The following is a 25771-nucleotide window of genomic DNA, read 5'->3' as shown; positions in this document are numbered from 1 at the left end:
CGTTGCATTGAAGCGCCGTCCACGCATGCGGCGAACACGCCGCGCAACCAGGGGAAGCCATGTTCAACTTCAAGCGGCTTGCGGGCCTTTGCGCATTCAGCGCGGCCTGCGCCGTCTCGATTTCCGCCCTCGCCCAGACCGAGGCCAAGTCGCAGGCGCTGACTATCGTGGTGCCTTACGGCGCGGGCGGCATCGTCGACAACACCGCGCGCGCGTTCGCGCAGAAGCTCGCCACGGAATTGGCGCGTCCCGTCGTCGTGGAAAACCGGGGTGGCGCGGGCGGGATGATCGGCATGAACGCTGTCGCGCGCGCACACGACGAGAACACGTTGGGCTTTACCGCCGTCAGCCCGGTGACGCTGTCGCCGCATGTCATGAAGACGCTGTACGACCCCTTGAAAGACCTGGCGCCGGTGGCGGCGGTCATGTATTCGCCGGTGTACCTGGTGGGCGGGCCGAAGTTCAGCGGCAAGGATTTCAAGGACATGGTGGACCAGGCGCGCGCCGATCCGGACGGGCTTTCGCTGGCGACGGCGGGCGTCGGGTCGCTGGGACATCTGATGCTGGAGCAGATCAACGGCCAGGCGAAAGTGCGCATTGCTCACGTACCCTACAAGGGCATGGCGCAGATGGTGCCCGATGCCTTGGGCGGACAGTTCACGCTGATGCTGGTCAACGCGTCCGCGCCCGTGAACACGCTGATCGACGAAGGCAAGCTGCGGCTGCTGGCCGTGGGTTCACCCAGCCGCCTGCCGGGCCGGCCCGATACCCCGACCTTTGCCGAGCTGGGCTACCCGATGGCGAACATGACGTCCACCTTCGGCTTTTTCGCGCCCGCCACGACCAGCGCGGAGTTTCGAAATCGCATGAACGCGGTGATCAACAAGGTGGCGGCCATGCCCGAGATCAGCAAGCCGCTGACCGACGCCCTGAACATCATGTCGCCGGGCAGCGTCGAGCAGTTCGCGGCGCAAGTGCAACGCGAATACCACGACAACGGCAAGATCGTGAAGGCCGCGAATATACGCAGCGAATAGGCGTCGTGGCGTGCGGTCAGGGGCGCACGGTTAGTGGCGTGCGGCTAGTGGCGCACGGCTAGTGGCGCACGGCTAGTGGCGCACGGCTAGTGGCGCACGGCTAGTGGCGCACGGCTAGTGGCGCACGGCCAGTGGCGTGCGGTCAACACCAGTCGCTCAAGGCCGCCATCCGCGCCAGGAACAGAACCCGCCGGCGGCCAGCAACAAGGTCGCCGGCAAGATCCACACGAAGCCGGAGGTCGTGTAGACGACCTGATCCACGGGATCGTAATAGCGGCCCAGTTCGTTGAAGTCCCACTTCCAATAGAACGCGTACCAGGCGTAGAAGAACAAGGCGGACAAGGCCAGACACGATGCGCCGACGATACGCAGGCACCAGCGCCTTAGCGGCGATGGCCCCGACGCGTGTTTGGCATCCACCCCGCTCGCCATCCGCCCACGCGGCGCGGCCAGCCGAAACAGCAGGCCCATCAGGGCCAGCAGCGCCAGCAGCAGCACGACGACGTTAATCAACATCTTGCGTCTCGATCCGCGCAAGGCAGGCCAGCGCTTCTTCCCATTGTTTTTCGCTGAACACACGCACGCCGGCACGGGTGAGCAATTCAGCCGTGACGCCCACGCCCGGTTGTCGTTGTCCGGCGAAATGCCCGTCGTACACATAGCCGCTGCCGCACGATGGACTGCCTTCCTTCAACACCGCGACGCGGATGCCGTGCCGCTGCGCCAAAGCCAGCGCCGCGTGGCCACCCTGCACCAATGGCTGCGTGACATCCAGCCCCGTGACGGCGATGACGCGGCCGTGGCCGGCCAGCACATCGGCGGCCCGACGGCCCGCTTCGATCTCGGCCGGCGGGCGCGGGACGGACATGCCGCCCGCGACTTCCGGACAGACCGGTATGACCCGGCCTTCGTCGCGCCAGCGCGCCAGCACCGGGTCAACCTGGGCCGCCCCGCGCCCGTCGTAGCGCACGGGGTTGCCCAACAGGCAAGAACTGATCAACACGTATTGCATGGCAACGCGCGAGGATAAGAACGACGGCCTGAAGGATCAGGACGCCGATTCGTCCGTCTTGCGCGACCGGCGAGCACGGCTGGCCGTCTTCGCGGGCGTTGCGTCGGCGGTCGAGCTGGCGTCGTCGTCGGCAGGCGATGCGGACTTGGCGGCAGACTTGGCGGTCGTCTTGGAGGCGGTCTTGGTTGCCGTCTTCGCCGCGGTCTTGGTGGCCGTCTTTGCAGCCGTCTTCGTTGCGGTCTTGGTCGCCGTCTTGGCCGGGGTCTTGGTTGCCGTCTTGGTTGCCGTCTTAGCGGCAGCCTTGGCCGGCTCCGGCGTGGCTGCGGCGCGTGCGGCGGACTCCGCAGCCGCGCGAGCCGATGCCCCTTCGAACGGGTCGCTCACTTTGGCGGGCGTCTTGCTGGCCGACTCGCGGCGCGACTCGGCGGGCGCTTCCACAAACGTCCATTCGGCAATGTCCACGGCCGGCAGCGGCTGACGCGCCTGGGGCAACGGCGTCGGCATGGGCGGCAGGCGCGACGGCTGCACGGGCTTGGACGCCTGGGCGCGGGCCAGCGCATCGGCGCGCATCGCCTCGACCTTGGCGGCTTCGACGGCGGCGACACGCGCCGCTTCCTCGGCCGCGGCGGTAGCGGCAGCAGCGGCTGCGGCGTCCTGCGCTGCGTTGGAAGGAGCGTCATCGCGCGCGTCGTTGGCGCTTTGCTGACGGGCGTCGTTGCGACCTTCGTTGCGACCTTCGTTACGCGCTTCGTTGCCGCCTTCGTTGCGAGCTTCGTTGCGCCCCTCGTTGCGCGCTCCGTGCCGGGAATTATTCCGCGAGCTGTTCCGCGAGCCGCTACGTGACTCATTGCGCGACTCATTGCGCGATCCGCCGCGCGTTTCGTCCCGAGCCGTGACAGGCGCGTGTTCGTCTGCCGACGATCCGGCCTCGGCCATGGCCGGTGCTTGCACCGACGAATCCGTGGCCGCCGATGCCTGGTCTGACGCGCCTTGCGCCGGCGCGGCGTCCACCACCTCGTTCACGCCCTGCTCGACCGGCAGGCTGTTGCCCCGGCCCGAGCGGCGACCGCCACGCGATTTGCGCGACGAGCGAGATTGCGTTTCTTCCTGAACCGTATCGGCCTGTGCATCCTCGGATTCCGCCGCGACCGCTTGACGCGGTTGCGCGGCGCGCGCGCCGTGGCCGCTGCCCGCGCGGTTCACGGCCGGTGCGGCGTCGTTGCTGTCCCGATACACATAGGTGCCGGATTTCTCTTCGCGGCCCACATCCAGAAACCCGCGCGATTGCGCTTCGTCCAGCAGGTTGCCGAACGCGCGAAAGCCGTAGTAGGACTCGTTGAAGTCGGGCTTGCGGCGCTTAAGCGCGTCTTTCAGCGCCGACGCCCAGATCTTGCCGCTGTCGCCGCGTTCGGCCATCAGCGCCTCGAACGTCTCGACAACCATGTCCACGGCCTGCGTCTTGCGGGCTTCCAGCTCTTCCTTGCGGCGGCTTTCCTCGTCCGGCGTGCGGCGCTGACCCGAGCCTGCATTGGCGCCGCCACGATTGTCGCGACGGGCGTCGGCCGTGCGCTGGATTTCACGGGCCAAATCGTCGTAGAAAATGAATTCGTCGCAGTTGGCGATCAACAGGTCGGACGTGGATTGCTTGACGCCCACGCCGATCACTTTCTTGTTGTTCTCGCGCAGCTTGGACACCAGCGGCGAAAAGTCGGAATCACCGCTGATGATCACGAAGGTATTGACGTGCGACTTGGTGTAGCAGAAGTCCAGCGCGTCCACGACCAGCCGGATGTCGGCCGAGTTCTTGCCCGATTGGCGCACGTGCGGAATTTCGATCAGTTCGAAGTTGGCCTCGTGCATCGGGGCCTTGAATTCCTTGTAGCGTTCCCAATCGCAATAGGCTTTCTTGACGACGATGCTGCCCTTGAGCAGCAGGCGCTCCAGCACGGGCCGGATGTCGAACTTCTGGTATTTGGTGTCACGCACACCCAGCGCCACGTTCTCGAAGTCGCAGAAAAGCGCCATGCTGACGTTTTCGTTGGGGGTAGTCATTTTCTTCTCCAAAGCCGCGGCGGCCACGTCCTTCGGGCCGCCAGATAGCGCTCATGATATACATATCCGGCTTCGCCTCCTTCGGACGGGCGCGATTTCTGTATCGCCCGGTGTCGGCCAGGGTCCATCGCCGCGTCATCCCAGACCCGGCCCGACCCAGTTTCAAGGGCATTGCTGCCCCGGCTCCAGCCCGACCCGGCCCCGTTTCCGACGCCCCCGGTCCAGACCTGACGCCCAGCCGTAAGCCGGCGCTTACCGGCCCTTTCCCCCCGCTTTCCGACGGATTGACTCGCCCGCCTGCTGGCTAGAATTCCCGACAATCCGGCATTCCGGCTCGGCGTGCCATACCCTTCGGGCAAGATCCATGAATCCGTCTACCCTCATCGGCGCCGCCGTCGGCCTGCTTACCCTAGTCATCGTCGTGGCGCTGTCCGCCACCGACGCCAGCATGTACCTGAACCTGCCCGGCCTGGCCATCGTGCTGGGCGGCACCTGCGCGGCGCTGTTCATCGCCTATCCGCTGCCGGAAGTACTACGCATCTTCAAGCTGGTGCGCACGGTGTTCCGCAATGACCAGCACGACCAGCAGCGCGACATCGAAGAACTGGTGTCGATGGCGCAGCTGTGGATGAACACGGACGTGCACAAGGTCGAGCAGGAACTCAAGAAGGTTTCGAACCCGTTCCTGCGCACGGGTGTGCAGCTGATCATCGACAACACCCCGGAAGACCAGATCATTGAAGTGCTGCAATGGCGCGTGGCGCGCTTGCGTGCCCGCGAACAGGCCGAAGCGCAGATGTTCCGCGTGATGGCCACGTTCGCGCCCGCCTTCGGCATGCTGGGCACGCTGGTCGCACTGATCAACCTGATGGCCGTGCTGGGCGACGGCAGCATGACGATGATCGGCCAGCACCTGGCCGTGGGCCTGATGACGACCTTCTACGGCATCCTGCTGGCCAACCTGATCTGCAAGCCGATCGCGCTCAAGCTCGAACGCCGCACCGCGCGCCGCGTCGAGTCCATGAACATGGTGCTGCAAGGCATTTCGATGATGTGCGAGAAGCGCGGCCCGGCCGTGGTGCGCGAAACGCTCAATTCCTTCGTGCTGCACGTCGAAGACGAAATCTATGACGGCGGCCAGGGCGCAGCCGGCTCCAAGGTCCCGGCCAAGCCCAAGACCGAAGGCCAGCTCAAGCCGGCCGCGCAGCCCGTGTCCATCACCCGTCCGGCACCCGCGCGTCAATGAGCCTGATTTCACCCTCCCTGGCGCAGCGGATCGAACAGGCCCGCCAGGCCCAACTGCGCGCGCAGAAAGCCGCGGACAACAGCGGCTGGCGGCCCAGCAAAAGCGACCGCAAGGACCGCTACGCCCGCTGGCACGTTGACGAAACGCCGGAGCAGGACGCCGAGAACTGGCTGTTGAGCTACCTGGATCTGATCACGCTGCTGCTGGCGATGCTGGTGGTGATGCTGGCCGTGTCGCGCCTGCACGGCCAGGCGACGCAAGCGTCCGACAAACCTATCGAGCTGGTCGGCACGCTGGCTGCCGCTGGTCTGCCCAAATACGACGGCGAATACTCCGAGTTCGACGCGGTGTCCATTCCCGCCAGCTGGGCCGAACCGCCCCCGCCTCCTGCCGTCGCCGAGGCCGCTGCCGTTGAAGACGGCGTGACGGTGGCCGAGGCCGCACCGCCTTTGAAGGCCCCGTCCAAGGAGTCCCTGGGCTTGGGCGATCTGGCCAAGTCGGTGGACGTGATCATCAATGAACAGTCGGTCAGCTTCCGCATCAGCAACGAGCTGCTGTTCCCGTCGGGCCAGGCCACGTTGAGCCCGTCCGGCCTGGACGTCATCAAGCGCCTGGCCGGCATCCTGAATAAAAACGCGTACCAGGTGTCGGTGGAAGGCCATAGCGACCCGGTGCCGATCCAGACGCGCCAGTTCGCCTCGAACTGGGAGCTGTCCAGCAGCCGCGCCACCAGCGTGCTGCGCGAGCTGGTGCACGACGGCGTCGCGCCCGAGCGCCTGCGCGCCGTGGGCTACGCCGAAACACGGCCCATCGAAACGAACGACACGCCGGCCGGCCGCGCCGCCAATCGCCGCGTCGAACTGATCATGGATATTGCGCCCAAGCAGGCGGCTGCCAAGGCGGCCCCGGCCACGTCTCCGGCTGCGTCGGCGAAAGCGCCGGCCAGCGCTTCGACGGTGGCTCCGGCCGCCGAGCCGCAGGCCCCGGCAGCGGCGGCTCCCAAGGCTAGTCAGCCCAAGCCGGCCGAGTCCGCCGCCAGCGCGCCGGCCTCGCACCCGACATCGACACCCGCGCGCTCCTGAGCGCGGTGTGGTCAGCACAAGAAACCGGCGCTTGCCGGTTTTTTTTATTCGCGCGCGGCACGATCGGAAGGCTGACAAAAGCATCCCTTCCGGGCTGGCGTGTCGCGGGCCGGCGGCGTTAAGCTCGCCTCAGCGGCCTTTGGCCAGACACAGGAAATGACATGTCCTATATGTTGCTCATCGTTGAACCCGTGGGCCAGCGCGCGCAGCGCACTCCCGATGAAGGCCGCGAAGCCTATGCGCAGATGGTGCGCTACGCGGAAGACCTGAAAAGCCGTGGCCTGCTCGTCAGCGCCGAATCCCTGAAGTCCGAATCCGAAAGCGTCCGGCTACAGGTGCGCAACGGCGAGCGTTCGTTGATGGATGGCCCCTACGCGGAAGCCAAGGAAATGATCGGCGGGTTTTTCCTGCTGACCTGCAACACCCGCGAAGAAGCATTGGCGCTGGCCGCCGAGTGCCCGGCAGCGCAATGGGCGACGGTCGAAGTGCGGGAGCTTGGGCCATGCTTCATGTAACGTCCCGGCACGCTCCCGGGCCGCCATCCAAAGGTTGCCAATTTGACTGCAATTTCCTAGAGTGCATGCACTTTCTGCCTCTGGACATCTGCATCATGCCTATGCTCACTGTCCGAAATATTTCAGAGGAAGTGCACCGCGCCCTGCGTCTGCGCGCCGTGCAACATGGCCGCAGCACCGAGGCCGAGGTGCGCGCCATTCTCGAAGAAGCCGTCAAGCCGGATGGTCGCGTCAAGCTGGGTTCCCTGCTTGCGCAGATCGGCCGCCAAGCCAAGATCACCGGCAAGGAAGCCGCCCTGTTCCACCAACGGGACACGTCTGCCGCCGCGCCACCGAGGTTTGAATGATTCTGCTGGACACAAACGTCATCTCCGAGCCGCTGCGCCAGACGCCGGCCGGCGCCGTCATTGAATGGATCGACAAGCAAGCGCTGGATACCTTGTTCCTGTCGGCCGTCACGGTGGCCGAATTGCGCTTCGGCGTCGCGTGCCTGCCGGCCGGCAAACGCCGCGACGCCTTGCAACAAAACCTGGAACAACAAGTTCTGGCGCTGTTTGCCGGGCGGGTGCTGGCCTTTGACGGTCCGGCAAGCCGCCACTACGGCGCGCTGATGTCGCGCGCGAGCCTCGGGCCGGGCAATCACCGCCACGGACGGGTACGTCGCGGCGACGGCCGCCGCGCACGGCATGAGCGTGGCAACCCGGGACGTGCAGCCCTTCGAAGCCCTGGGCGTGCCCGTCATCAACCCGTGGGGGCAATAGCGGGGATTTATTCAGTGTTTACCCTAGGATCGCAGTGATGTTGTCGATCTGAGCCGTGCGCGTTCGTCGTCCTGTACAAGCCGCTTGAAATCCCCGGAAATCCAGGCGGCGATGTCCCACCCCAAGGAGAGATTCCATGCGATTCATGATCCTCGTGCGCGCGACCCCCGACAGCGAAGCCGGCCTGATGCCCGACGACAGCCTGCTGGCCTCGATGTTGACCTACCACGAAGCGCTGGCCAAAGCCGGCGCGCTGCTCGACGCCAACGGCCTGCACCCCACGTCCAAGGGCTGGCGCGTGCAGTATGCGGACGGCCAGCGCAAGGTCATCGACGGCCCCTTCGCCGAAACCAAAGAGCTGATCGCCGGCTACACCCTGATTCAAGCGCGCTCGCGCGAGGAAGCCATGCAATGGGCGCTGCGCTTTCCGCAGCCCTTTCCCGGCCGGCCCTGCGAGATCGAAGTGCGCCAGCTGTTCGAACTGGACGAATTCGCGCCCAGCAAGGAAGTCGAGCGCTTTCGCGACCTGACCGGCGCCAGCCACTGATCCCCCGCACACCCTGGAGACCCCTCATGCACAAGCAGATCTTCGTCAATATCGCCATCGGCGACATGCAGAAATCGCAAGCCTTCTTCAAGCAGCTGGGCTTTACGTTCAACCCGCAATTCACCAACGACCAGGGCGCCTGCATGGTCATCAGCGATGACATCTACGCCATGCTGCTGACGCGCGAGTTCTTCCAGGGCTTCACCAGCAAGCCGCTGGTGGACGCCACCCAGGCGACCGAAGTGCTGATTTGCCTGTCCTGCGAAAGCCGCGCCGAGGTCGATGACCTGGTCGCGCGCGCCGTCGCCGCGGGCGGCACCGCGCCGCGTGAGCCGCAGGACCACGGTTTCATGTACGCGCATGGCTTCGAAGACCTGGACGGCCATATCTGGGAACTGGTGCACATGGCGCCCATGCAGGCCCAGCAGGCATGACGCAGGCGGCCACGCACCGCGCCATCGAGGCGGTCTGGCGGATCGAGGCCGCCAGCGTCATCGCCGGCGTCGCGCGGCTGGTGCGCGACGTCGGGCTGGCCGAGGAACTGGCGCAGGATGCGCTGGTGGCCGCCCTGGAACGCTGGCCCGACACCGGCGTGCCGGACAACCCCGGAGCCTGGCTGATGACCACCGCAAAGAACCGTGCCCGCGACCGCTTGCGCCTGAACGCGCTGCACACCCGCAAGCACGAACAGATCGGCCACGAACTGGAGGCGTTGCAGGCGGACGTCGAGCCCGATTTCGTCGATGCCCTGGACGCCGCTCGCCAGGACGACATCGGCGACGACCTGCTGCGCCTGGTGTTCACCGCCTGCCATCCCGTGCTGAGTACCGAGGCGCGCGTCGCATTGACCTTGCGGCTGCTGGGCGGGCTGTCCACGGTCGAGATCGCGCGCGCCTTCCTGGCGTCGGAATCGACCATTGCCCAACGCATCGTGCGCGCCAAGCGCAGCCTGACGGCGGCCAAGGTGCCGTTCGAGGTGCCGCGCGGGCAGGACCGCGCGGCACGGCTGGCGTCCGTGCTGGAAGTCATCTACCTGATCTTCAATGAAGGCTATTCGGCCACCTTGGGCGACGACTGGATGCGGCCAGCGCTTTGCGACGAAGCGCTGCGCCTGGGCCGCATCCTGGCCGAACTGACGCCCGACGATGCGGAAGTCCACGGCCTGGCGGCGCTGATGGAACTGCAAGCCTCTCGCCTGCATGCCCGCACGGATGCGGACGGCCGGCCAGTCCTGCTGATGGACCAGGACCGCGCGCGCTGGGACCCGCTGCTGATCCGGCGCGGGCTGGCCGCGCTGACGCGCGCCGCCGCGTTGGGCGGCGCGCCCGGTCCCTACGTCTTGCAGGCCGAACTGGCCGCCTGCCACGCGCGCGCGCCCACGCCGGACGCCACCGACTGGCCGCGCATCGTGGCTCTTTACGACGCGCTGCTGCAACGGATGCCGTCGCCCGTGGTCGCGTTGAACCGCGCGGTGGCCGTAGGCATGGCGTTCGGGCCGCAGGCGGCGCTGGATCTGGTTGACGCGCTGGCCGTCGAACCCGCCCTGGCCAACTACCACTGGCTGCCCAGCGTGCGGGGCGACCTGCTGGCCAAGCTGGGCCGCAACGGTGAGGCGCGGGAGCAATTCGAACGCGCGGCCGGCATGACGCGCAACGCTCGCGAACGCGATCTGCTGCTGGCGCGCGCCCAGGCGATGCAGGCGTAAGGGGGGGGGTGTGGGCGGCCGCGACCTTGGGACTAGCCGTGGCCTCGGGACCAGCCGTGGCCTCGGAACTCTCCGTGGCCTTGATGCTTGCCTTACCCGGCGCAAACGCAGACCGCCCCCGAATTCCCGCCGTGCTTAAATCCATCACATGGCATCCTCGCACGCCGCCTCATCCACCCAAGACACTTACGCCCTGACCGGTGTGCCGGAGGCGTTCGACCATCCCAATGACCGCGCGCAATTTCGCCGCGCGGCGCATCAACCCGGCATCGAGCTGTACCGCGCCCACATCGTCCGCCACGCCTTCGAACCGCACACGCACGAAGCCTATGGGCTGGGCGCCATCGAATCCGGCGTCGAGCGTTTCCGCTATCGCGGCGCGGATCATCTGGCGCCTTCGGGCTCCGTCGTGCTGATGAACCCGGATGAACTGCACACCGGCCGCGCCGAAACGGAAGGCGGCTGGCGCTACCGCATGGTCTACATCGACCCCGACGTGGTGGCGCGCGTGTCGGGCGAAGCCGGCTGGTGGTTCGACACCGCCGTGGGCCACGACACCGCCAGCGCGCAACGCGTCACGGCGCTGCTCGATACCTTGTGGCAGGCGCAAGAACCGCTGGCGTTCGACAGCGCGCTCTACACGCTGCTCGCTGAATTCCGTCGCCACGCCCAGGTGCCGCGCCAGGCAGCGCCCGAAGGCGCGCCCCGCTTCACGCCGGTCATCGACTACCTGCGGGCGAACCTGTCGCGCCGCCTCACGCTGGACGAACTGGCGGCGGTGGCGCAACTGAGCCCGTTCCATTTCCTGCGCCGCTTCCAGTCGCACTATCACGCCACGCCACAGCAGATGCTGATGGCGCTGCGGCTGTTCGAAGCCAAGCGCCTGCTGGCGGACGGCGTTGCGCCGGCGCAGGTGGCATTGGCGGCTGGCCTGACCGATCAGGCCCATCTGACGCGAGCGTTTTCGCGCCGTTATGGCGTCACCCCTGCCCGCTATCAGAAGCAAGTGCGCGGATAGCCGCTGCCCACACCGCAATCTGGTACAAGATTGCCCTGCCCGCGCTCGCTAGACTGCCCGCATCGATACGCAGGAGAGCAGGACATGTGGGCAGGAACCCTTTACGCGCTGGCCGCCGGCCTGATGTGGGGGCTGGTGTTCGTGGGGCCCTTGCTGCTGCCCGAATACCCGGCCGCGCTGCAATCGGTGGCGCGCTACCTGGCGTTTGGCCTGATCGCCCTGCCCCTGGCCTGGCTGGACCGCAATCGGCTGCGACAACTGCGCCGCGCCGACTGGATCGAGGCGCTGAAACTGGCCGCCATCGGCAACCTGCTGTACTACCTGTGCCTGGCCAGCGCCATCCAACGGGCGGGCGGTCCCGTGCCGACGATGATCATCGGCACGCTGCCGGTGGTGATCGCCGTCTGCGCCAATCTGCGCAACGCGCGCCGCGACGGCAAGCTGCCGTGGAAACGCCTGGCGCCGTCGCTTGCCTTGATCGCGCTGGGTATCGGCTGCGTCAACCAGGTAGAGCTGCAAGCACTGCGCCAGGACGCCGATGCGGATCTGTCGCGCTACGCGGTGGGCGCGCTGCTGGCGCTAGGTGCTGTCGCCTGCTGGACCTGGTATCCGCTGCGAAACGCCGACTGGCTGCGCGCCCATCCCGACCGCAGCCCCAGCACCTGGGCCACCGCGCAAGGCGTGGCGACCCTGCCGCTGGCGTTGGCCGGCTACGCGCTGCTATGGGCGGGCATGGCCGCTACCGGCAGCCGCTTCGACATGCCGCTGGGCCCCAATCCTGAACGATTCCTGGGCCTGATGATCGCCATCGGCCTGTTCGCGTCGTGGCTGGGCACGCTGTGCTGGAACGAAGCCAGCCAGCGCCTGCCCACCGCGCTGGCCGGCCAGCTCATCGTCTTTGAAACGCTGGCCGCACTGGCCTACGCCTTCATCCTGCGCGGCACGATGCCGCAGCCCTTGACCTTGGTGGGCATCGCCTGCCTGATGGTGGGCGTACTGCGCGCGGTGCGGGTCAAGCCGGTGCCGGTACTGGCTGCCGCGCGCGATGAGGATCAACCCAGCGCCAGCGCTGACCGCCGCGCGCGATGAGATGCAGCCCAGTGCCCGTCCTGACCGTTGCGCGCGATGAGAAGCAACCCGGAGCCCGCCCTGACTGCTGCGCGCGATGAACCTAGAACCCCTGCCGGCGCTGGCTACTGAGTGATCGCGCGCACCCGCCGCAACGCCGCGGCAATCACCAAACCGCCCAGTCCCGCCGCCAGCACGATGTAGGACGCCGCCCCCCAACCAAAGCGGTCGATCACGCCGCCCACCGTGACCGGTCCGATCACCTGCCCCAGGTTGCTGCCCTGCATGACCAGCCCGACCGATGCCGCGCTTAACGCAGGACGAGGCGCAACCAGCGGCGCGGTGCCGAGCAAGGTGGCGGGAATCAGGCCGCCCACCGCCGAGAACAATACGCACAACAGGAAGGTCGGCATGGCCGGCAGCACGGATCGGAAGATCAACAACGCCACCAGCCCCATCGTGACGCTGGCGCAGGCGATAAGCGTGGATCGCCGCCAGCCGCGCGCCAGCAGCACGCCCGCGCTCAGGTTGCCGATGATGTTGGCGGCGCTGGCGATGCCGCTGTACAGGCCCGCCTGGGCCAGCGTCAGGCCAAGTTGGTCCATCAGCAGCACCGGCAGGAAGGTGAACAGCGCGAAGAACATCAGGCTGTAGAGCGTGAATGACAGGGCCAGCAGCACCGGGCCTCTCGCGCCCAGCGTGTCGACCGTATCCTGCCGCATGCCACGCCAGGACAGGGGCGCCGGGTTGGTCGCTTGCCCGGCCGGCAGCAGCGCCGCCACGCTCACCAGCGACACGACCACCGCCGCGCCCGCGCACCACCAGACTGCCTGCCAACGGTCAAACGCCTGCGACGCCAGCATCGCGATGGCCATGCCGGTCGGCATGTAGCAGCTCCAGAGCGCAAAGGCGAAATCGCGCCCGGACGCGGACACCAGGCGCTGCAAGGCGGCGGGGCCGGCCACGGTAATCATCAGGAATCCAAGACCTTCGATCACGCGGGAAGCCAGCAACCATGCGTAGCCGGGCGCCATGGCGCCCAGCGCCGTGCCCAGCGCCGTCGCCAACAAGCCCAGCAGCAACATGCGGCGCGCGCCGAACCTCGCAATCACGCCGCCGGCGGCGATGCCTCCCAAGACGCCCAGGATGGAGAACACGGCGGTCAACGTGCCGATCGACGCCAGATCCAGCCCCATGTCCTGGCGCAACAAAGGAGCGGCGATGATGACCTTGCCCACCTGCAACGACGCCACCACGCCCGCGCCCACAATGGCCAGCACCCCGGCCCATCGGGTTTCACCCTGGTTCATGCCTGCCTCTTTGCTCATGCGAAGGCGCCAGCATGCCCGTCGCCGGCGATCTTGAGAAGGGATAATCTTTAGATGAAAATGATCGACAAAATAGATCAGTCGAATTGACCGATGCCGCCGAACGCCCCACTGAACCGCCCGACCGAATCCGCCCGATGATAGACGCCCTGACCCTGGACCAATTGCGCGTCTTTGCCGCCGTGGCGGACGCCGGCAGCTTCCGCGCGGCTGCCCGGCGCCTGTCCCGCGTGCAATCGGCGGTCAGCCACGCCATCGCCAATATGGAACTGCAATTGGGCGTGACGCTGTTTGACCGCGCCGGGCATCGCCCCGTCATGACGCCGCAAGGTCAGGCGCTGCTGGCCAATGCCCGCGACATCCTGCTGCGCGTGGACGCCATGCGAGCGCGCGCCCAAGGCATGGGCACGGGGGTGGAACTGGAACTCTCGCTGGTGGTGGACACCCTGTTTCCCATCGCCACGGTGGGCGCGGCATTGAAAACCATGCACGATCGATATCCCACGGTGGCGACGCGCGTGGCGGTCCTTCCACTGGGCGGCCCGATCGATGCGCTGCTGTCGGGCAGCCATACGCTGGGCATCATTGCCGGCGAACACTTCCGCCATCCTCGCATCGCGGTGCAGGCCTTGTCGTCAGTGCAGATGGTGGCCGTCGTCGGCGCCAGCCACCCGTTGGCGCGGCACGCGGCAAGCGCCGGCGCGCTGGGCGCACCCGAAATGGCCGACCATTTGCAGATCGTGCAGTCCGATCCGTCGGGTCTGAGCGAAGGACGGGATTTTTCGGTGCTGTCGCCGCAGACCTGCCGCGTCAGCGGTCAGGACACCAAGCACGCGTTGATCGTGGCGGGCCTGGGTTGGGGCCGGCTGCCGCTATGGCAGGTCGAACACGACCTGGCCGACGGCCGGCTGGTCCGCCTGCCCACGCGCAGCCTGGGACGCGGCAGCCAGGTAGCCACCGAGACGTACCTGGCGCACCGCATCGACATGCCGCTGGGCCCCGCCGCGCGCGCGTTCGCGGAGGCGGTGGGCGCCAGCGTCGAAGGGGCATCGCCCGGCTGATGGTGCGCGTGCGGCGTGCTGCGTGTTGCGTGTTGCGTGCAATAAAAGGATCAAGCCTTTGCTGGTCCCGGCCAGAGCAGGTCCGGCAGCTGGCTCAAGTCATCGATGACCGCGAACGCCCCTTCGTCCAGCAAACGCTGGCGCTGGTCAGGACCATTGTGGGACGCGCCCACGTAGCCCACCGCCCGCATGCGCGCGGCGCAAGCGGCGCGTACACCCGGCACGCTGTCCTCGACCACCACGCAATCGAGCACCGCCGCGCGCATCTGGCGGGCTGCGAACAGGAACACGTCCGGCGCGGGCTTGCCATGGGCCACCTGCGCCGTGCTGAACACGTTGGGTGCGAACGCGTCCCACAGGTCTACCAGCTTCAGCGCCGCTTCCAGCTTGGGCGGCGTACTGCTGGAAGCCACGCAAATGTCCACGCCGCGCGCGCGTAGCGCGGCCACTGTTTCATGCACATGCGGCAAGGCCCGCAATTCCTGGCGGAACGTATGCGCCAGACGTTCGGCATATTGCCGCGCAAAGTCATCGGGCAAGGCGCAGGCGTTTTCGGTTTGCAGCGTCTGCCACATGTCGGCGTCGGGTATGCCCGCGAAACGGTGCGCGGCCTGCTCGGGCGTGATCTCGATGCCATGTTCGGCCAAGGCATGCGATTGCGCGCGCGCGGCAATGATTTCGCTATCGATCAGGACGCCATCGCAATCGAATATCACGAGGCGGGGGGTGGATGGCTGCATATCGGCTCCAACAAGGTCGGCATCCATCATAGACCCCGGTCATGACGGCTTGCCCGCCGCAGGCGGCTGCGCATAGCTCACCCCCATGCCGGCCCGCACATCGTTCTGGATGCCATACGGCGCAATCGGATAGCGCAGGCCGTTGGCGGCCAGCGCCTTCATGCCTTCGATGGCGATGGGCAGATAGCGCGGCGGCAGCGCCATCAGCATTTCTTCATCGGGCACGCCGCCGTAGCGACGTTCGGCGAAACAGGGCAAGGACAGGCTCGGTTCGCCGGTCGCCAGCGCGCGGCCCCAGGAGTCCGCACAGGCCGTCTCGCCCACCACGCTCCAGTCAAAACGGCGGTAGTTTTTCCATTGCAAGCCGTTGATCAGAATGATCATTTGCCCCGGCGTGGCGTAGATCAGGCAGATGTCTGGCGGATCCAGGCGCGCCGACGCCAAAGGCGACACCACCAGACCCCGATACCTGCCCGCCGGCACACAGGACAGCGCCTCCTGGCGCGCCCGCGCATCGGCTTCGGTGGCGTGCCACACGCCCACGTAGTCCTTGCCGCTTTTCCATTGCTCGTCCTGCGGACCCAGGCCGATCACCGCGCGGCACTGCGCACCGACCAGATCATCGCCGGTGATGCCTACCGTCCACCCCAGGCGCGCCGCCATGCCGACGATCTGGTCGGTGGTGTGCGTGGCCTGCGGCCGCCGCAGGCCTTTGATGGCCGCCATGTCCGCTTCGTCTTCAAACAGCTTCATGCCGATAACGGTGGTCTTCAAGCGCAGCAGCTTGTTCAGCTCGTCGACCAATTGCGGCCAGTTCAGGGCCGCGTCTGGCCTTGTCTCTTCCATCGTTGTCTCTTCCATATCTGTCCTTCGGACTGTTGTGTATGTGTTGAGTATGCGCGGCGCATCGGATGTCTGAAACCCGCTAGCCAGCCGGCGCAACCCCGTCATCTTGCAAGGAACGCAGCATCGAAAACAAGGCCAGGACGGGCGCGCTGTCCGCCGCCTCCTCGGAGGCGGCCAGGGCGAACGAGCGGAACAGCGGCGTTGCCAGACGCAGCACGCGCAGGCCGCGTCGATTGTCGGGCAAGGTCAGCGCAGGCACCAGCGACACGCCCAGCCCTTCGCGCACCAGGGTGAACGCGCTGCTCCATTCCTGCACCGTGGCGCGCACGTCGGCGATGGCGATGCCGGCGTCCTGCGCCACGCTTTGCGCGTGCACGCTGCACCCGCCCGTGGCCAGCACAAAAGGTTGCGCGGCCAGTTCGGCCAGATCGATGGCATTGCCCGCGCGAGCCAGCGGATGCGCGGCGGGCAGCACCGCCATCCACTCGTCCTGCCCCAGCGGGCACACGTGCCGGTCGGGTGCGGGGTTCAGCACGACGCCCGCGTCCACGGCGCCCGCCGCCAGCAAGGCTTCGACTTCATCATCCGAGGCTTCCAGCGACACCACCTCGAACGCCGGGTGCAATTGCCGAAAGCGCCGCAGGACGGGCGGCAAGATGGTCGAGAACACCATGGGAAAACTGGCCAGCCGCAACGTGCTGCGCGCCACGCCGCGCGCGTCTTGAGCGATGGACTGGATCCGCCCCAAGGCGTCCAGCATGGTCCGCGCCTCGTCCGCCACGCGCAGGCCCAGGGCGGTGGGCAACGTCTGCCGGCGTTCGCGGGTGAACAGCGGCGCGCCCAGCATGTCTTCGAGATTGGCGATGGCCTGGCTGGCGCCGGACTGGGTCATGCCCACCTCGGCCGCCGCGTGCGTGATGTTGCCGGCGTCCGCCACGGCCAACATCAGCCGCCAGTGCATCAGATTCATCATGGCATCAGCCCTGCTTATTCCAGATTTTTGAAGAATTAATTTTACGCATGGCAGCCGTGGCCCCAAGCTTTTCTTTTCTGGCATGGATCAACCGTAGGACCCACCGATGAAGCTGTATTACGCCCCCGACACCTGCTCCCTGTCGCCGCACATCGTGCTGCGCGAACTGGGCCTGCCCTTCACGCTGGTGCGCGTGAACAATCAAACCAAGCGCTGCGAGGATGGCGGCGACTTCCTGGCGATCAACCCCAAGGGTTACGTCGCCGCGCTGCAACGGGACGATGGGCAGGTGCTGACCGAAGGGCCGGCCATCGTGCAGTATCTGGCCGACTTGAAACCCCAGGCCGGGCTGGCCCCGCCCAGCGGCACCTGGGACCGCAACCGCTTGCAGGAATGGCTGAACTTCATCAGCACCGAAATCCATGGCGGCTTCGGGCCGCTGTTCAATCGGGCCTTGCCTGCCGATGCGCGCACCTGGTGGCAGGCGCGGCTGGAAAAGCGGCTGGACTATCTGGCGGGTTCCCTGCAATCGCATCCGTTCCTGCTTGGCGAGCGCTTCGGCGTGGCCGACGCTTATCTATATACAGTGTTGCGCTGGTCGGGATTTTTTGACATAGACCTGGCTCGGTGGCCCTCGCTGGCGGACTACATGATGCGTATCGGCAGGCGACCCGCCGTCATGGCCGCGCTGGCCGCCGAAGGGCTGACGGTCGCGGCCTGACGGCGGCTATCGAAACGCGTCCACGCCACGCATCAGCGTCGTCGCCACGGTGGGTTGCCGCAGTTGCTCCAACCACCACTTCAGCGCCCGGCCTTCGTGGCCGCCGCGCCATGCCAGATACAGCACGTTAGGCTCGCGCGGCGTCTCGGTCGCCATTTCCAGCAATTCGCCGCGCGCCAGCAGCGAAGCCACGCGATGGCGCGGCACCCAGCCCACGCCCAGCCCGTCGCGCTGCGCCAGGATCTTGGCGCGCATGGTGGGCACGGCCAGCACGGCCTGCCCGCTTACCCGGCCGTAGCCCCGCGCCGCCGCCCCGCGCGAGGTGTCCGCCACCACGACCGCGCGATGCTGCTGGATCTGGTCCTGCGCCAACGGGGCTTTCTGTCTGGCCAGCGGATGGCGCGGCGCCACCGCGAACAGCCACTCCATCACCCCCAATTCAGCCCATTGCAGATTCGGCATCGCTTGCGGCTCGTTGGTCGCCCCGACGATCAGGTCGGCGCGCCCTTCGCGCAGCGCTTCCCAGGTTCCGCCCAGCACTTCGTGCGTCATGCGCAGGCTGACCCCGGAGGCCAGCCGGTCAAACGCCTGGATCAAGGGCGACATCAGTTCGAATTCCAGGATCTCGTCGCTGACGATGTGCAGCCGGTCTTCCCAGCCGCTGGCTACCTGCTTGACCCGCTGGGTCAGCCGCGACACGTCCAGCATCAGCCGGGCGGCTTCCTCGGCCAGCAATTGCCCGGCCGGGGTCAGTTGCAGCCGGTAGCGGCGGCGGTCGAACAGCAGCGCGTCGAATCGTTCTTCCAGTTGGCGCGCTGCATGCGACACCGAGGACGGGGCCTTGCCCAGCTTTGCCGCCGCGCGCGACAGGCTGCCGCTATCCCTGATGGCTTCCAATAGCGCCAGTTCATTGGCGGTCAACATGTGCAATTCCTTCGAACGTGTTCATCCGAAAGATCGTACGACAAAGCGGCTGCCCAGGCGCAACATGGCTACACCTTATCGAACGACTCCCAAGGAGATCACCATGAACCGTTTTGAACACAAGACCGTATTGGTCACCGGCGGCACCAGCGGCATCGGCCTGGCAGCAGCCCAGGCGTTCGCGGCCGAAGGCGCCCGCGTCATCGTCACCGGCCGCGACGAGGCCGCGCTGGAGGCGGCCCGGAGCGCGCTGGGCGGCAATGCGCTGGCGATCCGCAACGCGGCCGGCGCGCCGGGTGCGGCCGCCGAGCTGGCAGAGGCATTGAAGGCAGACGGTGTGCGCCTTGACGCGGTGTTCGTCAATGCCGGCATCGCCAAGTTCGCCACGCTTGAAGAGGCCACCGAAGATCTGTGGGACCAGACTTTCAACACGAATATCAAGGGCGTGTTCTTTCAGTTGCAGGCCCTCAGCCCCTTGTTGAATGCTGGCGCATCCATCGTGCTGAACGGGTCCATCAACGCACACATCGGCATGCCGGCCTCGTCCATCTACGCCGCCAGCAAGGCCGCGCTGATCTCGCTGGCCAAGACCTTGTCGGCGGAATTGCTGCCACGCGGCATCCGCGTCAACGTCGTCAGCCCCGGCCCGATTGCCACGCCCATCTACGGCAAGCTGGGCCTGGCCGCCGCCGACCTGGAAAAGACCGCCGCTGGCATCCAGGTGCAGATCCCGCTGGGCCGCTTCGGCACGCCGCAGGAGCTGGCCTCGACCGTGCTGCACCTGGCCGCGCCGGAGTCGGCGTTTATCGTGGGCACCGAGATCATCGTGGATGGCGGGATGAGCCAGCTTTGAACGACGGAGCGCGGCCGCTATCTGCCCTTGCCGGCCGCAGCGCCGATCGACCGCAGCGCGCGCTGGCAGATGCGGATGGTGGCCGGGTCGGGCGTGCCCGCCAGCCAGCGCGCGCAGACCTCGCGGACCCAGTCAGGGTGGTCTTTGCTGGCGTCATTGAGCCAGTTCGCCACGGAATCCTGCACATAGATTTCCGGGTCGGCGCGCAGCGGTTCCAGCAGCGGCAAGGCAATTGAAGGGTCGGCCTTGAGGGCGGCGATGTGCGTGCACCAGACCCCGCGCGGACGCAGGCATTCGCTGGCATAGCGGCGCACGCGCGGCGACGCGGCGCGGGTCCAGGGCAGCAATGCCTTCATCGATGCATCCAGGTCGGCGCTAAGGGCGGGCCGCAACGCCAGCCAGGCCCATTCGCGCACACCAAAGTGCGCGTCGTCGGCCAAGGGGCGTATCCGCGCCAGCCGCGCGCGGGGAGCCAGATCGGGCAAGCCGCCGATCATGAAACACGCCCAGCCGCGCACGGTATCCGACGCGTGCGTGGCCAGCCGCGATTCACAATCGGCCCCGAGAGCTTCACTTAACACCTGCGCCGCCACCGCCATGCGCTTGGAGATACCGGTGGCCGCGTGTGCGCGCATTTGCGCAATCGCCTCCGCGCCAGCCTCGGGCGCCACCGCCTGCATCAAGGCGGCGAAGTCTACCGCCAGGCATTCCGTCAGCGTGGTGGCGGGCGCGCCGGCATTCAGTTGCGCGAGGCGCTCGGGCTTGATGTCTTTCACGCCACGGCCCGTAGGCGAAGTCGGCGCGGCGCTGGGTGCCGCCCGCTTGGATTTGGCTGCGCTCATTTGGTCTCCTTGTCCACTGCCGCGCTGCCGGCGTCGGTGCCGTGCCACGCGCGCGTCAGCAGCGTGCTCAGTTGCGCCTTGTCTTGCGGGCTCAGGCCGCTAAACAAGGAGGCGATCCAGGACGTGTGTTCCTTGAACAGCGTTGCGGCTGTCGACCTGCCCTTGGCGGTCAACGTTACCGTGACCTTGCGCCGGTCTTCTTCGCCGGCTTGTCGAATCACGTAGCCGTCACGCTCCAACCCGTCCAGCAAGCCCGTGACCGTGGCGCGCGTCACGCCCGCGCGCTCGGCCAACTGATGGGGCGACAAGCCATTGTGCTTTTCATGCAGCAGGAACAACAGCACGAACTTGCCTTCCGACAACTGGCGCGGCGCAAGCCGGGCCGCGCAGTCGCGGTCGATGGCCGAGGCCAGCGACAGCAGTTGAAAGCACAAGCCGATGTCATCGGCCGAACGCAAGCCACGGCGCTCGGCTTCGTCGAGCAGCGCCCGGTGTTTGGGTTCCAGCATCGGATGCGTGGCGGGAGATGGCACGGGTGGGTTTCCTGAAGTACGTGAGCACGAAAGCGCATATCGTAAGGCGCCTAACTATTTCTTGGCAAATGACGCCGCCCCGCCTCCGATGCCCTATCATCCCCATCTTTCCCCTTCAAAGCCTCGCCCAGCATGACTGACACCACGCCGCCCTTCGACGTCCAGGCCTACATCGCGCAAAGCATGGAGGGCATGCAAGCCGCCACCAGCGCGCATTGCGCCACCTGGCATCTGGACGAAGCCGAGCGCTGGTCCGTGGACATGGACAACGAGAGCATCGTGTTCCAACTGCCCGGCGGCATCACGGCGACAGCGCCCGTGCAGATCGTGGGCACGTCCAACACGGCCGACGGCAGTTTTCTTTGGGGCTGGGACCACCCCTCCGTGCCGCAAGCGCTGTCGGAACATGCGCAACTGGCGCTGGCGTTCGGGCGTGCGCACGGGCTGCCCGCCTACACGCACCGCATGGTCCAGTGCGACGACGCGCAGGCCTGGGAGTTTGCCGCCGTGGCGATGCGGCTGGGGCAAGCCTGCGGTACGTATCGCGCGCAGGCGTCGGACACCGCGTACGTCTGGATGACGTTCGGCGAGATCCGACTGTCGGCGCAATCACGCACGCACGACGACGCGTGAACCGCCCATGACAGACCACCCGCTCCGTTCTCGCTTGCCTGGGCCGGCCGCGCCGGTGCTGGCCGCGCCTTTGCTGGGCGCACCGTTGCTGGCCGCTCTGCTACTGGCTGCACTGGCCAGCCCGGCCGACGCGGCCCCGCGCACGGTCTATGCCGGCACGTTGCAAGGCGCGGGCGACGTGGTGATGGAACTGGATAGCCAACCGGTCAATGGCGTGCTGACCGGCCGGTATTTTTATCCGAAGCATGGCGTGGACATTCCGCTGAACGGCACGCTTGACGCGCTGCGCGAACCAAAGACCTACCAGCAAAGCGTCGATAGCGGTCAGGACCCGGCGTCCGCCACCGCGCCGGCCGCCGCCATCTGGCAAGGCACGCTGGATGCCTCGGGCTATCACGGACGATGGGTCAACGCCGACAGCGGCAAGGCGCGCCCCTTCGCGCTTCGACGGATCGCCGACTACGACCCCGACGCGCTCGCGCCCGGCAGCGTACAGGCCGTCACGGACGCCATCAGCGGCGGCGTGGGCAGCGGCATCGACGACGCCGCGCTCATCTCGGACAAGACCGCCCCCTACGACTACCTGAAGCTGGCCGGCTACGCTGCGCCCGTCGGCGCGGACAGCGGTTCGGGCAGCGTGGCCTATCGGATGTGGCGCGATCCGCGCACCGGCTTTGGCTATCCGCGCCTGAGCCGCCACCCGGACCCGCAGGTGCTGGCGCGCGTCAACCGCTTGCTTGAGCAGCGCCATTGGCGCAAGAACCTCGCGGCGTTGGCATGCAAGGCCACGATCTACACCGATGGCAATCCGGCCGCTGGCTCGCTGGGCGGTTATGACGACGAAGCCATCGCCGTCGCCTGGCTGTCCCCGGCCCTGATGACAGTGACGGAATCCGGCAGCCTGTACTGTGGCGGCGCGCATCCCGACAATCATTTCGAGCCCTACACCTTCGACTTGCTGCGCGGCGACTACCTGGACTGGAACCGCATCTTTCCGGCGTATGTCGCCGGAGAAGATGGCTGGCCCAAGCCCGCACCCGCCCTGCTCGCCCTGATCGATCAGGCGCGCGCGCCACTCGCCCCCTCGCAGGCGAACACTGCCCAAGGTACGGACGTGGCGCAGCGCGACCCGGATGACACGGCGCTTGAATACTGCGGCGATGTCTGGCCGAGCTACCTGGCCTTGGGCACGCAGGCGCCGGGCGCCCTCAGCCTGTCGGTGTCCGGCATAGGCCACGCCATGGGCGTATGCCTGGGCACGCACGCCACCGTGCCCTTCAAGGACCTGACGCCGTATCTGACGCCTAACGGCAAGGCGTACCTGATTCCTCAATAGCGCGGCGTCGGCGCAACGTGTTGGACGGGCCGGCCGGGCGAAACCGGCGCACCGCACTTCGACCTGCCGCTGGGCAGCAAGGCGACGTATCGCCGTTGTGTGCCTCCGCCTGTCCGACAAGGCTTACGCGTCGACGCAGCCTGCCCCTGCCCGCCGAACGCGCCGCACGCATCGCTGCGCGCACCACCTGCCGCGTTACCGATACAGCACCGTCGGCAGCCATAGCCCGATGCCCGGGAACATATACAACAGGAAAATCGCCACCACCTGAATCCCCATGAACGGCATCATGCCCAGGAAGATCTGGTTCAGTGTCACGTGGGGCGGCGACACCCCTTTCAGATAGAAGGCCGACATGGCCACGGGTGGCGACAGGAACGCGGTTTGCAGGTTCAACGCGACCAGCAGGCCGAAGAACAGCGGGTCGATGCCGAACGCGTTCAGCAGCGGCACGAAGATGGGCATGAAGATCACGATGATCTCGGTCCACTCCAGCGGCCAGCCCAACAGAAAAATGATGGCCTGCGCCAGCAGCAGGAACTGGATCGGCGTCAGGCCCAGCGACAGGACCCATTCTTCGATGATGCGCTGGCCGCCCAGCAGCGCGAACGCGGCCGAGAAGATGGACGAGCCGACGAACAGCCAGCACACCATCGCGGTGGTCTTGGCCGTCAGGAAGACCGATTCGCGCAACACGGGCAGGTTCAGCCGACGGTACGCCAAGGCCAGCAACGCGCCGCCCATCGCGCCCATGGCGGCGGCTTCGCTGGGCGTGGCAAGACCGAAGGCGATCGAGCCCAGCACCGCCGCGATCATCACGGCCAAAGGGAAGAACGAGCCCATCAGCATCTTGAAGATTTCCAGCCGGGCCCACGTCAGCGCGGCGTAGAACACGACCAGCATCGCGGCGCAGATCGCGGCGAAAATCCAGAACCCGGCTGGCGCTGGCCGATCCGGCGTGGCGTCGGACGCCGACGCGGACGTCGCGGCGGCTTGCCCGTTGGACGCCGAACCAGGTGTAGCGGCGGCTTGCTGCCCGGCCCCCACAGCAGACGCACCCGCGACTTGCCCCCCAGTTCCCGCACCAGTCATCGCCCCCGCCTGCTCGCCCGACGCTATCTCGGCTCGCGGCGTGCCGGGCGGCTCGGCTAGCCCGCCCGCTGATGCATCGGTCATGGGCGGCTCGGCCAGCCCGCCCGCCGACGCGTCGGACATGGGCGGTTCGGCCAGCTCGTTGCCGGGGGGCTCGGCCAGCCCATCCGCGCCCGGCTCGCTCAGTCCGGAATCGAATCCCCCCGAGCCCAACTGCAATTCGGCGGGAATGTCGTATTCCACCGCCGGCCGCGTCACGCCGTGATGCACCACCGCCACCAGCAACAGCGTCAACACCAGCGGCGCCAGCACCGTGACCAGGTTGCGCAGCATGAAGCCCATCGGCACATCATGGTTGCGCCGGCCCTTGAACATGGCGGCCACCATGCCGGACAGCGCGCGCGTGTAGCCGGCGGCGGCCAAGGTCCTGGATTCGGGCGGCAGCGGCACGCCGCGTTCGCTGACGGGCAGCGGCGGCGCCATGTCGGGCCGCAACTTGGCCACGACGATCACATAGATCATGTACAGCACGGCCAGCATGATGCCGGGAAACAGCGCGCCCGCGTACAGCTGCACCACCGACACGCCGGTCGTCGCGCCGTACACGATCAGCATTACCGAGGGCGGCAGCAGGATGCCCAGGCAGCCGCCCGCCGTGATCGACCCGGCCGTCAGGCGCACGCTGTAGCCCGCCTTGAGCATGGCGGGCATGGCCAGCAAGCCCATCAGCGTCACCACCGCGCCGACGATGCCGGTGGCGGTGGCGAAGATCGCGCAGGTCGCCAGCGTGGCCACCGCCAGCGCGCCGGGCAATCGCGCCAGCGCCAGGTGCATGGACCTGAACAGCTTTTCGATGAGGTTGGCGCGTTCGACCAGATAACCCATGAACACGAACAGCGGAATCGAAATCAGCGAATCGTTGGTCATGGTGGCGTACGTCCGCTGCACCATCAGGTCCAGCGTCTGGCCCACCGAACGGCCGGCGTCCGCGCTTTGCATGTAATACGCCAGGAAGGTGAACAGCACGCCCATGCCCATCAGCGTGAACGCCGTCGGAAAGCCCAGCATGATCGCCACTACGATCAGCGCCAGCATCAGCAGCCCGATGTGCCCCGTGGTCAGCTCGCCCCACGGGGTCAGGAAAGCGATCATCAGCAGCACGATGGCGATACAGGACAAGCCGAACCACAAGGCCTTATGGATTTTCATCGCTGCGCCTCTCCGGGGGTGGTGACGTAGCGGTCCAATCGGGCGATGTCTTCGTCCTTCACATGCACCATCTGCTTGAGCTTGTCGACGTCCACTTCCTCGACGTCTTCTTCGCGCGCTGGCCACGCGCCGCGACGCAGGCACAGTATGCAGCGCAGCACCTCGGCCACGCCTTGCAGCAGCAACACCGCGCCCGCCACCGGGATGAACGCCTTGAAGGGATAGATGGGCGGCCCGTTGGCCATCAGCGACGAATGCTCGCCGATGGCGATGGAGTAGCTGGCGTAATACCAGCCCGCCCACACCAGCGCGATGGCGCCGGGAAAAAAGAACACCAGGTACAGGATCAGGTCCAGCCCGCCCTGCACGCGTGGCGGCAGAAAGCCGTACAGGATGTCGCCGCGCACGTGGCCGTTCTTGGCCAGCGTGTAGGCGCCCGCCATCATGAACAGGATGCCGTAATACATCATCTGCATGTCGAACGCCCACGCGCTGGGCTGGTTCAGCAGATACCGCGCCGCCACCTCCCAGCACACGTGCAGGGTCAGCACGACGATCAGCCAGGCGAAGGTCTTGCCGACAAAGGTGGAGACGCGGTCAATCAGGCGGATGAGACGAAGCATCGGCGGGCCTGCGC

At 67.0% G+C, this 25771-nt stretch carries 27 protein-coding genes and 1 pseudogene; 16 read left to right on the top strand and 12 right to left on the bottom strand.

Annotation, left to right across the window (positions count from 1 at the left end; all coding sequences use genetic code 11):
* Window positions 1–59 precede the first annotated feature (59 nt).
* The gene (locus API01S_RS03950; protein WP_061303246.1) at window positions 60–1037 is read left to right on the top strand and encodes a Bug family tripartite tricarboxylate transporter substrate binding protein; all 978 of its coding nucleotides are present in this window, start codon (window positions 60–62) and stop codon (window positions 1035–1037) included.
* Between the two features lie 156 nt (window positions 1038–1193).
* Here the strand turns inward: API01S_RS03950 and API01S_RS03945 are convergent, their stop codons facing one another.
* Genes API01S_RS03945 through API01S_RS03935 form a run of 3 tightly spaced genes read right to left on the bottom strand, consistent with a single transcriptional unit; the run spans window position 1194 to window position 4101 of the window.
* Window positions 1194–1553 carry a hypothetical protein gene (locus API01S_RS03945; RefSeq protein WP_061303244.1) on the bottom strand — a complete coding sequence of 120 codons (360 nt, stop codon included), beginning with the start codon at window positions 1551–1553 and terminating at the stop codon, window positions 1194–1196.
* On the bottom strand, window positions 1543–2049 hold the full coding sequence (locus API01S_RS03940; RefSeq protein ID WP_061303242.1) for a 2-thiouracil desulfurase family protein: 507 nt from the start codon (window positions 2047–2049) through the stop codon (window positions 1543–1545). The genes API01S_RS03945 and API01S_RS03940 overlap by 11 nt, the downstream gene beginning before the upstream one ends.
* 36 nt (window positions 2050–2085) lie before the next feature.
* Window positions 2086–4101, bottom strand: a complete 2016-nt coding sequence (locus API01S_RS03935; protein WP_061303240.1) for an NYN domain-containing protein — start codon at window positions 4099–4101, stop codon at window positions 2086–2088.
* 364 nt (window positions 4102–4465) lie between these two features.
* Between API01S_RS03935 and API01S_RS03930 the strand changes: the two genes are divergently transcribed.
* From API01S_RS03930 to API01S_RS03885, 10 genes and pseudogenes are all read left to right on the top strand, one after another.
* On the top strand, window positions 4466–5347 hold the full coding sequence (locus tag API01S_RS03930) for a motility protein A (RefSeq protein WP_006219860.1): 882 nt from the start codon (window positions 4466–4468) through the stop codon (window positions 5345–5347).
* The gene (locus API01S_RS03925; protein WP_006219861.1) at window positions 5344–6429 is read left to right on the top strand and encodes an OmpA/MotB family protein; all 1086 of its coding nucleotides are present in this window, start codon (window positions 5344–5346) and stop codon (window positions 6427–6429) included. The genes API01S_RS03930 and API01S_RS03925 overlap by 4 nt, the downstream gene beginning before the upstream one ends.
* A 161-nt stretch (window positions 6430–6590) precedes the next feature.
* The gene (locus tag API01S_RS03920; RefSeq protein WP_006219862.1) at window positions 6591–6944 is read left to right on the top strand and encodes a YciI family protein; all 354 of its coding nucleotides are present in this window, start codon (window positions 6591–6593) and stop codon (window positions 6942–6944) included.
* A gap of 95 nt (window positions 6945–7039) precedes the next feature.
* Window positions 7040–7291 (top strand): FitA-like ribbon-helix-helix domain-containing protein, encoded by a 252-nt coding sequence (locus API01S_RS03915; protein ID WP_156487058.1) that lies wholly within the window; start codon window positions 7040–7042, stop codon window positions 7289–7291.
* Window positions 7288–7705 (top strand): annotated as a pseudogene (locus API01S_RS03910) (PIN domain-containing protein). Before API01S_RS03915 ends, API01S_RS03910 begins: the two are co-directional and overlap by 4 nt.
* A 136-nt stretch (window positions 7706–7841) precedes the next feature.
* Window positions 7842–8252 (top strand): YciI family protein, encoded by a 411-nt coding sequence (locus API01S_RS03905; RefSeq protein WP_006219866.1) that lies wholly within the window; start codon window positions 7842–7844, stop codon window positions 8250–8252.
* Window positions 8253–8278: 26 nt separating this feature from the next.
* Window positions 8279–8686: a VOC family protein gene (locus API01S_RS03900; protein ID WP_050730372.1), complete on the top strand. Its 408-nt coding sequence runs from the start codon at window positions 8279–8281 to the stop codon at window positions 8684–8686.
* On the top strand, window positions 8683–9957 hold the full coding sequence (locus API01S_RS03895) for an RNA polymerase sigma factor (RefSeq protein ID WP_061303236.1): 1275 nt from the start codon (window positions 8683–8685) through the stop codon (window positions 9955–9957). Before API01S_RS03900 ends, API01S_RS03895 begins: the two co-directional genes overlap by 4 nt.
* Window positions 9958–10105: 148 nt before the next feature.
* Window positions 10106–10975: an AraC family transcriptional regulator gene (locus API01S_RS03890; protein ID WP_061303234.1), complete on the top strand. Its 870-nt coding sequence runs from the start codon at window positions 10106–10108 to the stop codon at window positions 10973–10975.
* Window positions 10976–11059: 84 nt separating this feature from the next.
* Window positions 11060–12064: a DMT family transporter gene (locus tag API01S_RS03885; protein ID WP_061303232.1), complete on the top strand. Its 1005-nt coding sequence runs from the start codon at window positions 11060–11062 to the stop codon at window positions 12062–12064.
* Between the two features lie 104 nt (window positions 12065–12168).
* On the opposite strand, the gene API01S_RS03880 is transcribed toward API01S_RS03885, so the two are convergent.
* Window positions 12169–13371: an MFS transporter gene (locus API01S_RS03880; RefSeq protein WP_061303231.1), complete on the bottom strand. Its 1203-nt coding sequence runs from the start codon at window positions 13369–13371 to the stop codon at window positions 12169–12171.
* 137 nt (window positions 13372–13508) lie between these two features.
* On the opposite strand from API01S_RS03880, the gene API01S_RS03875 reads away from it, so the two are divergent.
* Complete coding sequence (locus tag API01S_RS03875) at window positions 13509–14432, top strand: LysR family transcriptional regulator (RefSeq protein ID WP_061303864.1); 924 nt, start codon at window positions 13509–13511, stop codon at window positions 14430–14432.
* Window positions 14433–14482: 50 nt separating this feature from the next.
* Here API01S_RS03875 and API01S_RS03870 read toward each other — a convergent pair whose 3' ends face one another.
* From API01S_RS03870 to API01S_RS03860, 3 genes are all read right to left on the bottom strand, one after another.
* The gene (locus API01S_RS03870; protein WP_061303229.1) at window positions 14483–15172 is read right to left on the bottom strand and encodes an HAD family hydrolase; all 690 of its coding nucleotides are present in this window, start codon (window positions 15170–15172) and stop codon (window positions 14483–14485) included.
* A gap of 39 nt (window positions 15173–15211) precedes the next feature.
* The gene (locus API01S_RS03865; RefSeq protein ID WP_061303227.1) at window positions 15212–16018 is read right to left on the bottom strand and encodes a DUF169 domain-containing protein; all 807 of its coding nucleotides are present in this window, start codon (window positions 16016–16018) and stop codon (window positions 15212–15214) included.
* Window positions 16019–16097: 79 nt separating this feature from the next.
* Entirely contained in the window at window positions 16098–16991 is an 894-nt protein-coding gene (locus tag API01S_RS03860; protein ID WP_061303225.1) for a LysR family transcriptional regulator, read from the bottom strand.
* Between the two features lie 106 nt (window positions 16992–17097).
* Between API01S_RS03860 and gstA the strand changes: the two genes are divergently transcribed.
* On the top strand, window positions 17098–17712 hold the full coding sequence (gene gstA, locus API01S_RS03855) for a glutathione transferase GstA (protein WP_061303223.1): 615 nt from the start codon (window positions 17098–17100) through the stop codon (window positions 17710–17712).
* 6 nt (window positions 17713–17718) lie between these two features.
* On the opposite strand, the gene API01S_RS03850 is transcribed toward gstA, so the two are convergent.
* Window positions 17719–18636 carry a LysR substrate-binding domain-containing protein gene (locus tag API01S_RS03850; protein WP_061303221.1) on the bottom strand — a complete coding sequence of 306 codons (918 nt, stop codon included), beginning with the start codon at window positions 18634–18636 and terminating at the stop codon, window positions 17719–17721.
* Window positions 18637–18739: 103 nt separating this feature from the next.
* Here API01S_RS03850 and API01S_RS03845 point away from each other — a divergent pair, with 103 nt between their 5' ends.
* A complete protein-coding gene (locus API01S_RS03845) occupies window positions 18740–19489 on the top strand; it encodes an SDR family oxidoreductase (protein WP_061303220.1) in 750 nt (249 codons plus the stop codon).
* Window positions 19490–19506: 17 nt separating this feature from the next.
* Here API01S_RS03845 and API01S_RS03840 read toward each other — a convergent pair whose 3' ends face one another.
* Window positions 19507–20331 carry a hypothetical protein gene (locus API01S_RS03840; protein ID WP_061303218.1) on the bottom strand — a complete coding sequence of 275 codons (825 nt, stop codon included), beginning with the start codon at window positions 20329–20331 and terminating at the stop codon, window positions 19507–19509.
* Window positions 20328–20840 (bottom strand): MarR family winged helix-turn-helix transcriptional regulator, encoded by a 513-nt coding sequence (locus API01S_RS03835; RefSeq protein ID WP_061303215.1) that lies wholly within the window; start codon window positions 20838–20840, stop codon window positions 20328–20330. Before API01S_RS03835 ends, API01S_RS03840 begins: the two co-directional genes overlap by 4 nt.
* Before the next feature lie 156 nt (window positions 20841–20996).
* On the opposite strand from API01S_RS03835, the gene API01S_RS03830 reads away from it, so the two are divergent.
* Together API01S_RS03830 and API01S_RS03825 are read left to right on the top strand one after the other, a co-directional pair.
* Entirely contained in the window at window positions 20997–21497 is a 501-nt protein-coding gene (locus API01S_RS03830; protein ID WP_061303214.1) for a DUF6882 domain-containing protein, read from the top strand.
* Between the two features lie 7 nt (window positions 21498–21504).
* Entirely contained in the window at window positions 21505–22833 is a 1329-nt protein-coding gene (locus API01S_RS03825; RefSeq protein ID WP_084802353.1) for a hypothetical protein, read from the top strand.
* Between the two features lie 195 nt (window positions 22834–23028).
* Here API01S_RS03825 and API01S_RS03820 read toward each other — a convergent pair whose 3' ends face one another.
* Both API01S_RS03820 and API01S_RS03815 read right to left on the bottom strand, forming a co-directional pair.
* Window positions 23029–25134, bottom strand: coding sequence for a TRAP transporter large permease subunit (locus API01S_RS03820; RefSeq protein WP_061303212.1), 2106 nt, complete (start codon window positions 25132–25134; stop codon window positions 23029–23031).
* Complete coding sequence (locus tag API01S_RS03815; protein ID WP_006219885.1) at window positions 25131–25757, bottom strand: TRAP transporter small permease subunit; 627 nt, start codon at window positions 25755–25757, stop codon at window positions 25131–25133. Before API01S_RS03815 ends, API01S_RS03820 begins: the two co-directional genes overlap by 4 nt.
* Between the last annotated feature and the right edge of the window lie 14 nt (window positions 25758–25771).

The organism is Achromobacter piechaudii NBRC 102461 (genome assembly GCF_001571245.1).
Lineage (GTDB): Bacteria > Pseudomonadota > Gammaproteobacteria > Burkholderiales > Burkholderiaceae_B > Achromobacter > Achromobacter piechaudii.
This window is presented reverse-complemented; position numbering and strand designations above follow the sequence as displayed.

Coding starts and splice junctions, on each gene's coding strand:
- API01S_RS03950 (WP_061303246.1), top strand. CDS start 60: ATGTTCAACTTCAAGCGGCTTGCGGGCCTTTGCGCATTCAGCGCGGCC.
- API01S_RS03945 (WP_061303244.1), bottom strand. CDS start 1,553: ATGTTGATTAACGTCGTCGTGCTGCTGCTGGCGCTGCTGGCCCTGATG.
- API01S_RS03940 (WP_061303242.1), bottom strand. CDS start 2,049: ATGCAATACGTGTTGATCAGTTCTTGCCTGTTGGGCAACCCCGTGCGC.
- API01S_RS03935 (WP_061303240.1), bottom strand. CDS start 4,101: ATGACTACCCCCAACGAAAACGTCAGCATGGCGCTTTTCTGCGACTTC.
- API01S_RS03930 (WP_006219860.1), top strand. CDS start 4,466: ATGAATCCGTCTACCCTCATCGGCGCCGCCGTCGGCCTGCTTACCCTA.
- API01S_RS03925 (WP_006219861.1), top strand. CDS start 5,344: ATGAGCCTGATTTCACCCTCCCTGGCGCAGCGGATCGAACAGGCCCGC.
- API01S_RS03920 (WP_006219862.1), top strand. CDS start 6,591: ATGTCCTATATGTTGCTCATCGTTGAACCCGTGGGCCAGCGCGCGCAG.
- API01S_RS03915 (WP_156487058.1), top strand. CDS start 7,040: ATGCCTATGCTCACTGTCCGAAATATTTCAGAGGAAGTGCACCGCGCC.
- API01S_RS03905 (WP_006219866.1), top strand. CDS start 7,842: ATGCGATTCATGATCCTCGTGCGCGCGACCCCCGACAGCGAAGCCGGC.
- API01S_RS03900 (WP_050730372.1), top strand. CDS start 8,279: ATGCACAAGCAGATCTTCGTCAATATCGCCATCGGCGACATGCAGAAA.
- API01S_RS03895 (WP_061303236.1), top strand. CDS start 8,683: ATGACGCAGGCGGCCACGCACCGCGCCATCGAGGCGGTCTGGCGGATC.
- API01S_RS03890 (WP_061303234.1), top strand. CDS start 10,106: ATGGCATCCTCGCACGCCGCCTCATCCACCCAAGACACTTACGCCCTG.
- API01S_RS03885 (WP_061303232.1), top strand. CDS start 11,060: ATGTGGGCAGGAACCCTTTACGCGCTGGCCGCCGGCCTGATGTGGGGG.
- API01S_RS03880 (WP_061303231.1), bottom strand. CDS start 13,371: ATGAGCAAAGAGGCAGGCATGAACCAGGGTGAAACCCGATGGGCCGGG.
- API01S_RS03875 (WP_061303864.1), top strand. CDS start 13,509: ATGATAGACGCCCTGACCCTGGACCAATTGCGCGTCTTTGCCGCCGTG.
- API01S_RS03870 (WP_061303229.1), bottom strand. CDS start 15,172: ATGCAGCCATCCACCCCCCGCCTCGTGATATTCGATTGCGATGGCGTC.
- API01S_RS03865 (WP_061303227.1), bottom strand. CDS start 16,018: ATGGAAGAGACAAGGCCAGACGCGGCCCTGAACTGGCCGCAATTGGTC.
- API01S_RS03860 (WP_061303225.1), bottom strand. CDS start 16,991: ATGATGAATCTGATGCACTGGCGGCTGATGTTGGCCGTGGCGGACGCC.
- gstA (WP_061303223.1), top strand. CDS start 17,098: ATGAAGCTGTATTACGCCCCCGACACCTGCTCCCTGTCGCCGCACATC.
- API01S_RS03850 (WP_061303221.1), bottom strand. CDS start 18,636: ATGTTGACCGCCAATGAACTGGCGCTATTGGAAGCCATCAGGGATAGC.
- API01S_RS03845 (WP_061303220.1), top strand. CDS start 18,740: ATGAACCGTTTTGAACACAAGACCGTATTGGTCACCGGCGGCACCAGC.
- API01S_RS03840 (WP_061303218.1), bottom strand. CDS start 20,331: ATGAGCGCAGCCAAATCCAAGCGGGCGGCACCCAGCGCCGCGCCGACT.
- API01S_RS03835 (WP_061303215.1), bottom strand. CDS start 20,840: ATGCTGGAACCCAAACACCGGGCGCTGCTCGACGAAGCCGAGCGCCGT.
- API01S_RS03830 (WP_061303214.1), top strand. CDS start 20,997: ATGACTGACACCACGCCGCCCTTCGACGTCCAGGCCTACATCGCGCAA.
- API01S_RS03825 (WP_084802353.1), top strand. CDS start 21,505: ATGACAGACCACCCGCTCCGTTCTCGCTTGCCTGGGCCGGCCGCGCCG.
- API01S_RS03820 (WP_061303212.1), bottom strand. CDS start 25,134: ATGAAAATCCATAAGGCCTTGTGGTTCGGCTTGTCCTGTATCGCCATC.
- API01S_RS03815 (WP_006219885.1), bottom strand. CDS start 25,757: ATGCTTCGTCTCATCCGCCTGATTGACCGCGTCTCCACCTTTGTCGGC.